Below are 14679 nucleotides of genomic sequence, written 5' to 3'. Positions count from 1 at the left end.
TCAAAAGTCGCAACACCACGCTCACTTTTGAAACGGCTCTCCTATTACTTCGCTTCTCCCGCCAGCATCACAACAGCGCGCAGCGCTGCAGCGATCTCGCGCTCGACGGCGTCCGCGACCACGTTCGTGTGCGGGTCATACACCTCGGCGAGGTCGCTGTCAGCGTAGCCGTCCAGCGCGACAATCGCGCCGGCACGCGCGCCGCGAAGCGTCGCGACGACATACAGCGCCGCGATCTCCATCTCCACGGCGAGTGCGCCCGCTTGCTTGTACTTGCGGTGCGGAATCTCTTCGACCCCGGTGAAGAATGCATCCAGTGAAACGGTGATGCCTTTCTTCACGATGCCTTCGCTCTCCTGAGCAGCGGCGTACAGAGCGCTGACAACATCGCTGTCGCCGACGGCCGGGAAGCCGTCCGGCACGAGCTGGCGAGTCAGTCCCTCCGCACGTACCGCAGCGGTACTGACGATGAGGCTGCCCGCAGGATGGTCAGCCGAATACGAACCGGCCGTGCCCACGCGGATCAGCGTCTTCACGCCTGCGCGGATCAGCTCCTCGAAGCAGACCGCTGCCCCGGCAGAGCCGACGCCATGGCTTGTAACTAGGACGCGCACGCCCCCAACCTCTCCTGCGAAAGTACGATATTCACGGCTGAACGCCAATTCTCGCGCATTGTCCAGCTTCTTCGAAATCAGCTCGGCGCGCTTCGGATCCCCGCATACAATCGCGAAATCCGCCGCGTCCTCGCTATGAATTTGTAGTATAGGCATTAGTGTCATTAGTCGAAGTCCACATCTTTCCACAAATCTTCCGGCAGACCAAGATCTTCCCCGGAGAAACGCTCCTCGCGGAACGGGTCGGCTACGTTATGGAAGCCATTGCGCTCCCAGAAGCCAGGGCGGTCTTCCTTCATAAACTCGATGCCTGTAATCCACTTCGCACTCTTCCAGAAGTACAAATGCGGCACAACAAGACGAAGAGGGAAACCGTGCTTAGGCGTGAGCGGCTCGCCGTCGAACAAGAAAGCAAGCAGGATATCATCGCCCATCAAATCTTCAATCGGCACATTCGTCTCATAGTCGTTATCCGCATGGATCATGACATAACGAGCTTCCGGTTTCACGCCGAGCAAAGGCAGCAAATCTTTGAACTTCACGCCTTCCCACGTCGTATCGAACTTCGACCAGCGCGTCACGCAGTGAATATCGCACAATACTTCGGATTGTTTCATCGCTTTCAGCTGCTCCAGCGAGAACTCCATTTCCTTCTCCACTTCGCCGAAGATGCGAAGTCTCCAGTCCGGCAGCGAATAATTCGGTACTTCCCCTTCATGCAGGATCGGGAAGCGCTCTGTTAAAGCTTGGCCCGGCGGCAAACGATGCGCGAGCGAAGCATCTACTTCTACTTGCGTAATCGGTTTCGCTTTCTTCAAGCGTTCTGCTTTATTGTTCACTTTATTGTCCCTCCTTGAGCACTACTAGTATATTTCATTAACGGGAGCTTTCATTCGCTTTGCGCGCTTCCGCAAGATAGCTCTTATCCTTGAAGAAGAACATCATCACAAGCGTCACGACATATGGCAGCATGTTTGTAAAATTGGTCGGCAGCGCCAAGCCCTGCAGCCGAATGCTGATCGCATCCATAAAACCGAACAACAGACTGGATGCGCCAACGCCAATCGGATTCGATTGACCGAGCATCGTTGCGACAAGGGCGATAAACCCTCGGCCTGCGGTCATATTTTCCGTAAACATCGTCACTTGTCCAAGCGACAGCTGTGCGCCGGCCAATCCGCATAATACACCGCAAATCAACACGGCGCCGTATTGAATGCGTTTGGACTTGATGCCAATGCTGCGCGCGGCAACCGGATTCTCGCCGACAGCCAGCAGCCGGAAACCGGACACCGTTCTGAACAAGAAATATTGAAACACGAAGACGAGCAGGAACGCAGCATACACGAGCGGCGAATGTCCGGACAGAACGTCGCCAAGCCACGGAATATCTTTGATTAGCGGGATATCCCATGCCGGCAATCCTTGCATGTTCTTATCGTAATAAGCGCCTTTCACATTGAAGATGGCACGCAGACTGAACGAGGTTAAGCCCAGCGCCAAGAAGTTAAGCGATATCCCGACTATAATAACATTCGCCTTAAGCTGGATGCTTAGATAAGCGAATATCATCGAGAATAACATGACGCAAACGACCGCAAACGCGACCGCAAGCCACACATTGCCCATCAGGTAATTGCCGACGATCGCGAAGAAAGCGCCGAACAGCACAAGCCCTTCCAAGCCTACATTGAACAAGCCAACGCGCGAGCAGATCGCGCCGCCGAGTGCGGCAAGCAGAATGGGTGTCACCATTCGTAGGGCAGAGTTAAACAGTGAAGCATCAAGTAATTGTTCCACCTTGAGCCCTCGCTTTCCTGCGTTTTAAGAAGCCATAGCTTAATTTAGCTGAGACGAAGAGGATCAGCGTAGCTTGGATAACACTCGCAATCTCAAGCGGAACCTCGGTATTGCGTTCTACGCCCATACCGCCGGTTTGCAAGGCCGCCAGCAATAAGGCAGCGAATGCGGTGCCAAGCGGATGCGAGTTAGCGAGAAGCGTTGCCATAATCCCCGACCAGGCATAACCCGGCGTGGAAAGCGAGCCATCCAAATAGCGGTATTGCGTACCAAGCACTTCTACGGCACCGGCCAAGCCTGCGAAGCCGCCGCTCGCAATCATGCTGTAGAGCATCAGCTTGCCGCGCTGCACGCCACCGTAAGCAGCGAACAACGGGTTATTGCCGAGCATGCGCGTTTCATAACCGCTCACCGTGTATTTCATATACAGATACAGCAGCACTGCGCCTAGAATTGCAATAATGAATCCGGCGTGAAGACTCATGCCTTGAAACAATTTAGGAAGCCAGACGCTCTGATCAATCATCTTCGTTTGCGACATTGCGGCCGAGCCGGATGTATCCTTCAGCGGATAAGCTACCAAATAGCCGGCAAACAACGAAGCAATATAGTTGAGCAGCAGCGTCGTAATTAGCAAATTCATACGGAATTTCGCATCCATCCAACCGGCAAAAGCAGACCAAATGCCGCCTGCCAGAATGCCGGCAACCAGTGCCATGATAAGCCTGTACCAACCGGGACCGGGAACGTATAGGGCGATCAATGCCGCACTAAGTCCGCCAAGAATCATTTGTCCCTCTGCCCCGAGGTTGAAGAACCCCGCTCGGAAGGCAAGCGTTGCGCCAAGTCCGACCAAGATAATCGGCGTTGCGCGGGACAGCGTATTCGTTACAAAGTAGAAGCTGCCGAATGCGCCTTTCCACATCTCCGCGTAGGTCTCCATAATGGATCCGCCGACAAGCGAGATGGCAATTGCACCAATCAGCAAGCCAAGGATGACAGCAATAACCGGCTGGAAGAGCGAGCCTGCAAATTGGGTGAGTTTACTTTTCAAGCCTACTTACCTCCTGCCATCAATAAACTAATCCGTTCTTCTGTCGCTTCCTCGGCACGCAGCTCGCCCACGATCCGGCCTTCATTCATGACCAGGATACGATCAGACAGCTTTAGAATCTCCGTCAATTCCGACGACACGAGCAGGATAGCGCCTTGTTCATTCCGTTTCTTGATCAGCTCGCCATGGATAATCTCCATCGCACCTACGTCAACACCGCGCGTTGGCTCTGCGGCAATAAGAAACGGCGTACCTTGTGCCAGCTCTCTGGCTACGATCAGCTTCTGCAGGTTGCCACCGGAGAGAAACTGTGCTTTCGTGTCCGGCGAACCGGTCTTGATCTCAAACTGTTTAATCCAGCCTTCCACCATGGAACGAATGCTCCGTCCACGCAGAATGCCAAAGCGCTGCTCTCTGCGAGCATGTCCCATCACGCCGTTCTCAACAACGGTCGCATCCTTAGCCGCTCCCCACTGATAGCGGTCCTCCGGAATATGGGCAAGTCCAAGCTCCCGGATCTTCCGCACCGGAGCTCCCGTAATCTCTTTGCCTGCGAGCAACACTTGGCCGCTGCCGATATCTACGAGACCTGCGATCGCCCCGATCAGCTCGGACTGACCATTGCCGGAAATCCCTGCAATACCGACGATCTCCCCGGCTCTGACCGATAGATTGACATCGTTCACAAGCGGTTTCCCTTTATCGCCATTCACCGTAAGCGACTTTACTTCTAGCACTGCCGTGCCGAGATCAGGCTCCGTACGGGTCATCTCTACCAAATCGCGGCCGACCATCAGCCTTGAGATCTGATCCACGCTTGTATGCTTCGCATCCACCACGCCGGTTACGCGACCATCGCGAAGCACCGTAATCCGATCAGCTACATCCATGATCTCTTGCAGCTTGTGGCTGATGATAATGAAGCTTTTCCCTTGTGCCGCGAGCCGTTTAATTGAAACCAGCAGCTCCTTCACTTCAAGCGGCGTCAGAACGCCAGTCGGTTCATCCAGAATAATGATGTCCGCACCTTGATGAAGCACCTTCAAGATTTCTACGCGCTGCTGAACGCCAAGCGAGCAAGCCGACGTTTTCTTGCGCGGATCTACTGGCATGCCATATTGGCGCGACAGCTCCTCAACCTCTGCAATTGCAGCCTTGCGGTTAAATCCAATACCGGAGCTCGGCTCACGTCCGATGACGATGTTCTCGGCTACCGTGAAGGAGGGAAACAGCATGAAGTGCTGATGCACCATGCCGATTCCGCTGCGAATGGCATCAGAAGGCGTTGCAAAATGCCGCTCTTCGCCGTTAATCTGAATGGAGCCGCTGGTCGGCTTCTCCATGCCGTACAGAATGCGCATGAGCGTTGTTTTGCCAGCGCCATTCTCGCCGACGAGTGCATGAATTTCACCTTTGTTCAGCGTAAAATTAATATCGGTATTGGCTTTCACAGGACCGTAAGCCTTCGTAATATTCTCCATGCTAAGCAACATTCGGCCGTTCTTCTCCTCTCATACCGTTTAAATAGGAAGAAACCGGCTGTATGTTCATACAGCCGGCAGGGTAACATTATGGGTTCAGCGGGTTCTTAACAACCAGTTTACCGGATACGATATCATCTTTGATCGCTTTTACTTTATCAACGGTCGCTTGTCCGATGAACGGGTTCAGAGGAGATTGGCTGTCTCTTGTTACATAAGTAAGACCAACGCCGTCTTCCTTCAATCCGTAATCAACTGCTCCGTATGCAAAGTTGCCTTCTGCAAAAGATTTAACCGTTTCATATGCAACTGTGTCTGTACCTTTCAGCTGTGCAAGGACAACGTGCTCTGGGTCAACGCCAGTGTTGTCGATGTCTTGACCGGAAGTATAGAAGCCTTTTTCCTTAGCAGCCTCGAACACGCCAAGGTCGCCTACAGCCGATGCGCCAGCGATGAAGTCAGCGCCTTTGGAGAATTGAAGCAGGGCAAGCTCTTTCGCTTTCGCCGGATCCGTAAATCCGCCTACATAGTTGATGAGCATTTCAGCTTTAGGGTTCGTGTATTTCAAGCCTTCTGCAAAGCCTTCAGTATATTTCTTAAGCAGCGGCGCGTCGATTGCAACAACCATGCCGACTTTATTCGTTTTCGTGGAAAGACCTGCAGCTGCGCCCAAGAGGTACGATGCTTCGTACTCACGGAATACAACACTGCGTACATTCGGTAGATCTACGACGGTGTCGATAATCGCGAATGGTTTGTCCGGATTCTCGGCAGCCACTTTCTTCAGTGCATCTTCCGCTTGGAATGTAGCGGTAATGATCATATCGTAGTTCTCAGCAACCGTCGAACGAAGGTTCTGCTCGAATGCGGCAGGGTCAGTCGATTCGATTGTTTTTACTTCTACGTTGAACTCTTTGCCTGCTTTCTTGAAGCCCTCGTCCATTTGTACGAAGAAGGCGTTAACGCCGATTTTCTCCGGAAGAACAAGTGCGACTTTCTTCGTAGGCGCTTGTTCACTTGCATTGCCCGAATTACTCGTGTTCGCCGAGTTATCGGCCGTGTTATTGTCTTTCTTCCCACATGCGACGAACAATGAAGACATTAAAATAAGTACTACAGCAAGCAGAATCCCTTTTTTCATCTGTTTCTCTCCTAGTCTTATGTGTAATCTCTCTCTCAATTGCTCAAATATATCAAAAATCGACAATTTTCGCGCAATCCGTATGGATATTATACCGCTATGTACCAGAATTGGCTATCCATAAATACGACAATCCATTATGTAAATATTGCGTAATTCCGGCTAAAACCAACCATAGTATCCCAGAATTGGAGCCCACCTATACACGCTGTCCTTCATCAGACAAGCAGCCGGCCGTAATCCGCAAAAAAAGCGTGCGAATGAGCCGTTCCATTCATACACGCTTTATCGTTTAGAAGAAGCTAAACAACAGCAGAGAATAGATGAGAAGCGTCTTGCCCCAACGTTTCTTCATAAAATCTTTCCCGCGATGAATACGCGACTTCACGGTATTCACAGGGATATTGTTCGCAATGCTGATATCCTCCATCGACATCTCCAGTACGTAACGCTGATAAACAACGCTTCTATATTTATCCGGCAGCTTATCGATGAGCTCCGCCATCTTCGACGACAGCTCGCGTTCGATTACTTCGCCTTCCGGAGAGAGCGATGCATGCGCGATGACATCATGGAGAGAGAGCGTTTGATCGGACTGGGCTAAGACAGGCTGGTCCAGCGGCAACGGCGGGGTTTTGCGGCGACGAAGAAGATCCAGGCAAATGTTCTTCCCGATATGGAAAATCCACGTCGAGAATCGTTTATTCTCATCAAAGCGGTTCAGGTTCAAATACACCTTGAGAAACGTTTCCTGAACGACATCCTCGGTATCACTCTTACTGCGAAGTATTCGATGTGCCATACGGGATAATTTATCCTTGTAGAGCTCGACCAATTTGTTAAAGGCCGTTTCATCGCCTTGCCTCGATAACATCACTAATTGCGCTTCATTCACGGCAATTCTCCTTTGCCACCCGTCATCCGTCTTATCTCTTATTATAACAGGAAAAAGAAGAAACGCATCTGTAAAAGCATGCGTTTTTGTGACGATATCTGACGATTTCACGGTCCATACAGTTCAAATTCAGAAATTTGTGCCGCCGGCCAGCCTGTGTTGCCTTCTACGATTAGCTTCACATACCGAGCGCTCGCTGCATCCAGCGCAATTTCAACCGTATTCTCCTTCGCAGGATCAAAGGTGTAGGTGTCTAGCGCTTTGATTACGGTATAGTGCTCGCCGTCATCGCTGCCTTGCACAGCAATGGACTGATCACGTGCTGCCCACGCATCAAGCGGCGGCAGCTTCAATACGATTCGCCCAAGCTGCTTCTTATCTCCGAGATCTACGGACAAAGACTGAGGAAATTTGTTCGAGACACTCTCCCAATACGTGAAAGGATCGCCGTCTCCTGCCAGCTTTGCAATTAATTCCGTATTCGTGTTCGTACTGGATTGAAGCTCATGCCCTTGTACAAGGTTCTCCTGCACCCTCACCTTCTTGAACGGCGATTCCTTTACCGGACTCGCATCGTCCGTAGGCGTAATCGAGACATAGGCCGCCATCTTGCCGCCCATGTCGGCAATAAAATCGACCATCAGCCACTCGCCTGCTTCAGCAACGGGAATATCCGCGATTTTCTTGCCGTCTGCCTCATAGGCTGCTGCATGAGCATGCTTCCAGCCTTTCATCGGCTTAATCCGCAGCGTAGTATCGGAACCGATCGGCTGATAGACGCGAATTTCCTTCTTCTCACGAATCTCGGCCAAATAATGCTCGCCGGGATCAAGCTCATAACCGTTGTATCTCGCATAGCTGCCCGCCCGTACTTCTTTGGACACAGAAGCAATATCAAAACCGCCCGCCGTGAGCGTCGTCTGCTCATCCATCGTATAAGGCTTCTGAGTATCCCAGTTCGCCGTTACGATATGCGTCCCGAAATCCGTCCTCGTCGTGGTGGCATCGATCAAATCATAACGCTGAACGAGAGCATCGGCATAATCAGCAAGCACATACTTCTGGAATACGCCGATCAGACTGACCCATGGATTCGTAGTACCGGTATACAAATCGCCGCTTAAATTGTAGCCCATCGCCGCATTCCAGCGGAGCATATCCTTATTATCCGTCATCGTCTCTGCAGCAAGATCATGCTGATAGAGCAGCACTTTATCACGCAGCAGCATGCCGGCAAGCGGATAGTAGTCGGTATAAGAAGCGGTATTTTTCCGGTAGCCAAGCAAATCCCACAAGTAGTTCGTTCCCAGAAATCCGATGCTGTTATCGGCGAGCACATCAATGCCGTCTTCGGTATACATACGATGTTTAGAGGAGGCAAAATACTGCTGAACCCCTTCGAAATAAGCGGACCAAGCATCCGTATTCTCGGGGTGCTGCTCGCCTGCCACGAACGGTGCGCTACGTATTCCCCATTGATCTTCGAAAATGCCATCCACGCCAGCGTCAATCAGCTTCTGATGTTCCTCTGCAATCCGCTTCGTCACGAACGGGTGGTTCAGATTCATCACATAGCCGCTGTGTTCGCCGTAATCTTCCTTAAGCAGCGTACCGTTCGCCTGCTCCACGACGATATCCTCCAGCTTCACGCCTTCCGGCAATGCCGCTAATGTCGGAGAATGCACGCCCCACCAGGAGAAGTTCGTATACGGCACAACCTGATTGCCTTTGGCCTTCGCATCTGCAATGAAGGCTTGAAGAGCATCCTCGCCGCCCCACTTCGGATCGGCAGGCAGGAAATCCGGATAGTTCTCATCGTGACCGCCTGTCTGGAAACCCACGAGATGTAGCATCCCGTTGTATGGCAAAGCATCCACATAAGCGCTCGTCAGCGTATCCCACTTTTCTGTGCCCAAAGCCGATATATCCAGCTTCATTAACGGAAGCTCCGCGGTGTGCGCCTTCGCGCTGCCGAGTTTATGATCCAGCGATGGAAACCGGTCAATTCCGCCCAGCTTGCGATAGCTGACAATCGAGTCCATATAATCTCCGCCGATTTCAAGCACTACAGTTGGACTTTGCCAGCTCGCTCCGGATTCCGTCCAGACGTTATATTGATGCACGAAAGCACTCTTGCCGGCATCATCCGTTTGGTTCTTGAATCCAAGCTCTGTCGTCACGACGGCTTTGTCGCCCTCTGCGCTCAAATCATAAAGTGCAACATTGCCGCCTGTTGTGCGCAGCGCCGTATACGAAGCAAACATAACGCCGGGATATTGCCCTTCATAAGCGTTGTTGTCCGTAAAGAAAGAAGGCTTCAGCTTCACGCCAGGCAGCATCGGAAGCAGTCCGTCAACGACCGAATCCGCAGCGAATTTCAGCTCGTAGGGGAACCGAAACGACTGCAGGATGTCATTCGTACCATTCTGCACCTCAGCACGAAGCGCAATGCGATTGCTCTCATCGAAGCTCGCGGTCACATCCACGGCAAGCTTGCCGCCATAATGCAGAAGCAGCTCGGATCGTCCGCTCTTCCACTCATAGTCAAATTTAGCTGCACCTAAGCTGTTTATGGATGAATTGTCTTTCAGAAAAGCCCACCACAGTGCTCCTTTGCGGTTGCCTTGCATCACTTTGCTGCCTGTGCCCATGTCCTTGATATAGGCGATCCCGCCGGTTGCCCGCTGAAAACCGATTTCGTAGCTGTCATTGGCCAGCACGAGCAAGCTGCCGGTTTCCTTGAAGCTTACCGCGTGTGATGTGAATAAATCTTTTCGGAGGGAGATAAGGGACAGCAGCGCTACCAGAAGTAGCGCTGCTGCGAGGAAGAGTCTTGTTCGGGATTCCGGCTTCAAGGCCTGCATCGAACGGACCTATTCAACCTTGATTGTGTTGTAGAACTTTTCTTGCATGTTTTTCGCTGCCGCATCCAACTCCGCTTTCATGTCGACGTCTTTCTTCGAGAACACTTCTTGCACGACATTCGTCATGGCCGCGTAGTAATCTTGCGTGTTGAACTGTGCTTCCGGTTTACCGTCAAGCAAGCTCATGATTTCCGGGCTGTATTGGTACACGTTGTCGTATTTGTCGTAAACCGCTTTTACCTTCTGACCGTAATCCGAGTTATCGTTGTAGTACTGAATAACCGGCGGGATGAAGAATTTGTTGTCCGTTTTGCGTTGTTTGATGCTTTCTTCAACAGACTCCAAGCCTTTGTCGGAGAAGTAATCGAACGTTGCGTAGTTGAACGCCATCTCTTGCTCTTCTTTGGAAGCGTTCGGATTGATAACCAGGAAGTCGCCGCCTAGTACGCCAGTGTGCTTGCCGCCTTTCTCTGCTGCAGGCATTGGGTACACGAGAATGTCTTCCGGCTTCATGCCGCCTTGGTTCAGCCCTTGGTCAACCGGGCCGTCCGGACCTGCGATAACCATAGCCGTTCTGCCCTGTGCGAATGCGCCTACTGCATCGCCCCAGCCAAGTGCGAAGTCCTTCGGAATTGCGCTCGCTTCCCACGCCAGCTTGTGGTAGAACTCAAGCGCTTTAAGACCTGCTTCGGAATTGAAGGCTGCCGTTACTTTGCCGCCGTCAACCGTTTGAATTTCGCCGCCTGCTTCGAACAAGAAGTTGGTCCAGTTCCAGCCCGCTTCATTGCCTTTACCCATTGGCGCGATGCCGGAAATGCCTTTCTTCGGTTCCGCAACCGCTTTCGCCGTATTCAGCATGTCGTCCCAAGTCCAGTCGAAGGATGGAACGGCTACGCCTTTATCCGTCAGCATTTTCTTATTCACGACTGTGCCGGTTACATAACCTTGCTGCGCGATGCCGTACACTTTGTCGCCGATGATGAATTGATTTTGCAGAATCGGGTTCATTTGATCTTTGAACGCATAGTTGTTGAACAGCTCTGTGATATCCGCTGCCCAGCCACGCTCTGCCAGGAATTTACCTTCTGTCGCATAAGTATTGAACAATGTCGGTGCTTCGTTCGCACCCATCTTGATTCCGATCTCGTTCGGGTTGTACTGCCACTCGCTCTTCACGATCTCAACGTTCGGATATTTCTCTGTGAAACGTTTGATTTTGTCGTCTTCAAGCGCTCTCTTCTCCACCAAATCCGGTGTTGGATAGTAAATGCTGATCGTTACTTTAGCAGCAGGTGTTTCTTCCGCAGCGGTGTTATCGCCTGTGTTATCCGCCGTATTCGTGCTGGTATTTGTGCTGGTATTCGATGAGGCCGCATTGTTCGTCTTGCCGCTGTTCTCGCTGGTGTTGTTGTCGTTCGAGCTTCCGCATGCCGACAGGACGCCTGTCATTAGAAACATGCTGGCCAGAATGAATGAAACCTTACGCATCTTACGCATGTTAGTTCCCCTTCTCACGTTTATTTACCTTACACGCTCATCATAATAGAGGCGCAGAGAAAGCAGAATGTGTATTCCTATGTCGATCATGTGCAGGTCTACGATTACGATGTGATCCTTTCTATCCTTTGACGCCGCCCATATGCAGCCCTCGAATGATGAACCGTTGGAAAATAAGGAATACGGCAATCGGCGGCAGCATGACCATGGTCAGCATCGCGAATTTCACGTTCGTATCCAGCCTGCGCACGTTAATGACGTAATTATAGATTGCCGTAGCAAGCGGTCGTTTCTGGTCGGTATGCATCACCAGCGATGGCCAGAACCAGTCGTTCCATGCCGTGGAGAAGACGAAGATCGCAAGTGTCGAGAAGATCGGAACCGACAGCGGAATCGCAATCGAGACAAACAATCTGAAATCCGACGCCCCGTCGATGCGGCCCGCTTCGAACAGCTCATGGCTGATGCCATCGAAGAAGTTCTTGAGCAGCAGCAGGAAGAAGGCATTCGCCCCGGCCGGCAGCCAAAACGCTTGGAACGTATTGAGCAAGCCCAAATCCTTCAGGTTGACGAAGTTCGGGATGATGTACGTTGTTGGCGGGATGAACAAGGCCGCAAGGAAGAAGAAGTTAATCGCCCGGTTGTACGGGATATTGAGCCTCGACAAGCTAAAGGAAGCCAAGCCAAGCACAAGCACCGTGACGAACATATTGCCGCCGAAGATTATCATCGTATTGCGGAAGAAGAGCGGCAGCTGAATATAGTTCCACCCTTTGGAATACGTATCCGCCTGCCAGGTCTGCGGAATAAAATGCGGCGGGAACGAGTTGACCTCCACGTTGGACTTAAAGCTGTTCAGCAGCGTAACCAATATCGGATAAAGCATGGAGCAGACCATCGCTGTGATGACGAGCAGCATGAGGCCATAAACCAGCTTATTGGATGTTTTCTGCAAATCATAACGGGATAGTATACCTCGGTCATAGCTCTTCATCTTAGTTCACCTCTCTGCTGGAAAGTCGGTGCTGGAGGACGGCAAGTCCGCCGAGCACGAGGAACATGAGCACGCCAAGCGCAGATGCCGCACCGTAATCGAGCCTTGTGAAGGCGTATTTGACGATGAGCAGCGCATAGGTCAGCGTTGCGTTGTTCGGTCCGCCGTCAAGCATAGCGAACTGCGACTGGAAGCCTTGAGAGGTAGCGATAAGCTGCAAGATTAGCAAGAGAATGACCAGGTTACGAATGAATGGCAGCGTAATATGACGAATTCGGTTCCATACGCCGGCGCCGTCAATCTCAGCCGCCTCGTATAGATCGCGAGGAATACTCAGCACCGCAGCGAGATAAATCAGCATCGCAGCACCGAATTGCTGCCAGGTTTCCATGAAGACGAGCGAAATCATCGACCATTTCGTATCGGTCATGAAGGAGATCGGCTCGAAGCCGGCTTGCGTAATGGTTGCGTTGATCGGACCGACAGGATCGTACATCCAGCGCCATAACCCGTACAGAACCACAACCGGAATGACGTTCGGCAAATACGCCGCAACGCGCACGAAGCCTTGGAACCGCTTCAGCTCCGAGATCGCAATCGAGAATACAATCGGTACCCAGAAGCCGATCAATAGGCAGAGCAGCATATAATACAGCGTGTTCTTCACCGCTGTCCATACATCTTGATCATGCAGCACGGTCCGGAAATTATCGAAGCCGACAAACGTATTGCCTTTGACGAAATCGACCTGATAGAAGCTGTAAATAAATCCTTTCACGATCGGCATCCATAAGAACAGAATGAAGATGACTGCTGCCGGTACCACGAACAAATAACCCCAAATATGTTTTTTAAACCGCGCGGACGTTCCCATATGGTCCCCTCTTTCATGTTGTAGCCTTGAGAAACGGCGACTTCGCTTGGAGGCTCGTCGTTTCTGCTTGCCTACTTTCATTCTAGAGAAGCGGGTCATGGCTGAACATGTGCAGTTCTATGAGGATCATAGGCGATATTACTTCTTCAGCTCCGTTGGGCTGACACCGAAATATTTTTTGAAAATTTTACTGAAATGCTCCGGCGACTCATAGCCTACCCGCTCCGCAATCTCGTACCTGCGAAGATCCGTGGTGAGGATCAGCTTCCGGCTCTCTTCCATGCGCAGCTTAATAACGTATTCCCATAAATTATGGCCGATGTTCTTCTTGAACAGATAGCTGAGGTAATTCGGGCTGACATGGTTCTTCTGCGCCACCTCATGAAGCGTTAACCCCTTCTGGGCATAGTGTTCATCGATATAGCTCTTCGCTTTCTGGGCGATAATGTTGTTCTGCGCATCCAGCTCCTCCACCGTCGGGTCCTGCTTCGCGTCATAACGGCTCCAATTGAAGTCGCCATAATAGAAGACGCTCAGCTCCTTATGGTCGTGGTTCCATCTGATCGCCTTCTGCGCTTGTTCACCGAGCTCGCTTAAGAATGGAACACCTCGCAATACTTGGCTGATGCCGATGACGCAGTTCATCCCGAGGTACTTCGTAATGTTGAATTGCAAGCTGCGACCCAGCATGTCGAGCTGGTTGATCCGCGATGTGCCGCTATCCTCGAAGCGCTTATCGTCCCACTGAATAATGATGCTAACCTCATCCTCCGGCGAGTAGAAGGCGACCGGAAGCCAGGCTTGGTCGAGCAGCTCCATCGCAATGTTGAGCGCCGCATATTGCAGCAGCTCCGAGGAACGGCTTAGCTTCACGCGCAGCACGGAGAAATACGGCCCAGTGAGCACGGTGGCATGTTCGCGCTTCAAGAGTTCAGCCGTCGCGAGCGCTTCTGCCTCCTTTGTATCTGTCAGCAGCTTGTTCAGCAGTGCTGTTCGCTTCGGCGAGGGCTGCTCCATGTGGAATTGCTCGCGAAAGCCTGCCAGCAGCTCATCTTGCGAGGGGCTTGTTTTGTTGGTGTTCAACAGCACGTTGCGCACCGAGTCGAGGAACTGGTCGCTGTTCAGCGGTTTAATGAGGTAATCCTTCGCGCCGAGCCGAATGGCCAACTGCGCATATTGAAATGTCTCATGGGCGGAGATGATGATCGTCTGCACCCAAGGCTTGATCATCTTGGCTTGATGCATCAGCTCGATGCCGCTCATTTCGCCCATCTGGATATCCGTCACGAGTAAATCTATATCTTCCAGCCTTAAATAATCCATCGCCTCGTACCCGTTATGTGCGACGTACAGCTGGGAGATGGCCAGACCCGATGACATGAGCAGACTGCTCAGTCCTTTGCAAATTAACGGTTCGTCGTCTACTACCAATATGGAATACATGTCGTGTAATTCCCTCCTTGCT

At 51.8% G+C, this 14679-nt stretch carries 12 protein-coding genes; all 12 read right to left on the bottom strand.

Features of this window, described 5'->3' with window-relative positions; genetic code table 11:
* Positions 1-44 precede the first annotated feature (44 nt).
* The 12 genes from BLW29_RS27180 to BLW29_RS27125 all read right to left on the bottom strand — a co-directional run bounded on the left by BLW29_RS27180 (position 45) and on the right by BLW29_RS27125 (position 14657).
* Positions 45-779, bottom strand: coding sequence for a nucleoside phosphorylase (locus BLW29_RS27180; RefSeq protein WP_090985603.1), 735 nt, complete (start codon positions 777-779; stop codon positions 45-47).
* Positions 779-1453, bottom strand: coding sequence for a sulfite oxidase-like oxidoreductase (locus tag BLW29_RS27175; protein WP_090985602.1), 675 nt, complete (start codon positions 1451-1453; stop codon positions 779-781). Before BLW29_RS27175 ends, BLW29_RS27180 begins: the two co-directional genes overlap by 1 nt.
* A gap of 37 nt (positions 1454-1490) precedes the next feature.
* Entirely contained in the window at positions 1491-2414 is a 924-nt protein-coding gene (locus tag BLW29_RS27170) for an ABC transporter permease (RefSeq protein WP_090985600.1), read from the bottom strand.
* Positions 2398-3468, bottom strand: a complete 1071-nt coding sequence (locus BLW29_RS27165; protein WP_256208971.1) for an ABC transporter permease — start codon at positions 3466-3468, stop codon at positions 2398-2400. Before BLW29_RS27165 ends, BLW29_RS27170 begins: the two co-directional genes overlap by 17 nt.
* 2 nt (positions 3469-3470) lie before the next feature.
* Positions 3471-4961, bottom strand: a complete 1491-nt coding sequence (locus BLW29_RS27160) for an ABC transporter ATP-binding protein (protein ID WP_090985598.1) — start codon at positions 4959-4961, stop codon at positions 3471-3473.
* 76 nt (positions 4962-5037) lie between these two features.
* A complete protein-coding gene (locus tag BLW29_RS27155; RefSeq protein WP_090985596.1) occupies positions 5038-6090 on the bottom strand; it encodes a BMP family lipoprotein in 1053 nt (350 codons plus the stop codon).
* A gap of 292 nt (positions 6091-6382) precedes the next feature.
* Entirely contained in the window at positions 6383-6985 is a 603-nt protein-coding gene (locus BLW29_RS27150) for a sigma-70 family RNA polymerase sigma factor (RefSeq protein WP_090985594.1), read from the bottom strand.
* A 107-nt stretch (positions 6986-7092) separates the two neighbouring features.
* Entirely contained in the window at positions 7093-9849 is a 2757-nt protein-coding gene (locus BLW29_RS27145; RefSeq protein ID WP_090985592.1) for a discoidin domain-containing protein, read from the bottom strand.
* A gap of 9 nt (positions 9850-9858) precedes the next feature.
* Positions 9859-11337: an ABC transporter substrate-binding protein gene (locus tag BLW29_RS27140; protein ID WP_090985657.1), complete on the bottom strand. Its 1479-nt coding sequence runs from the start codon at positions 11335-11337 to the stop codon at positions 9859-9861.
* A 130-nt stretch (positions 11338-11467) separates the two neighbouring features.
* The gene (locus BLW29_RS27135) at positions 11468-12340 is read right to left on the bottom strand and encodes a carbohydrate ABC transporter permease (RefSeq protein ID WP_090985590.1); all 873 of its coding nucleotides are present in this window, start codon (positions 12338-12340) and stop codon (positions 11468-11470) included.
* A 1-nt stretch (position 12341) separates the two neighbouring features.
* Positions 12342-13214 carry a carbohydrate ABC transporter permease gene (locus BLW29_RS27130; RefSeq protein WP_090985588.1) on the bottom strand — a complete coding sequence of 291 codons (873 nt, stop codon included), beginning with the start codon at positions 13212-13214 and terminating at the stop codon, positions 12342-12344.
* 138 nt (positions 13215-13352) lie between these two features.
* Complete coding sequence (locus BLW29_RS27125) at positions 13353-14657, bottom strand: response regulator (RefSeq protein WP_090985587.1); 1305 nt, start codon at positions 14655-14657, stop codon at positions 13353-13355.
* Between the last annotated feature and the right edge of the window lie 22 nt (positions 14658-14679).

Origin of the sequence: Paenibacillus sp. CF384 (assembly GCF_900106745.1) — a bacterium.
Classification (GTDB): Bacteria; Bacillota; Bacilli; order Paenibacillales; family Paenibacillaceae; genus Paenibacillus_Z.
This window is presented reverse-complemented; position numbering and strand designations above follow the sequence as displayed.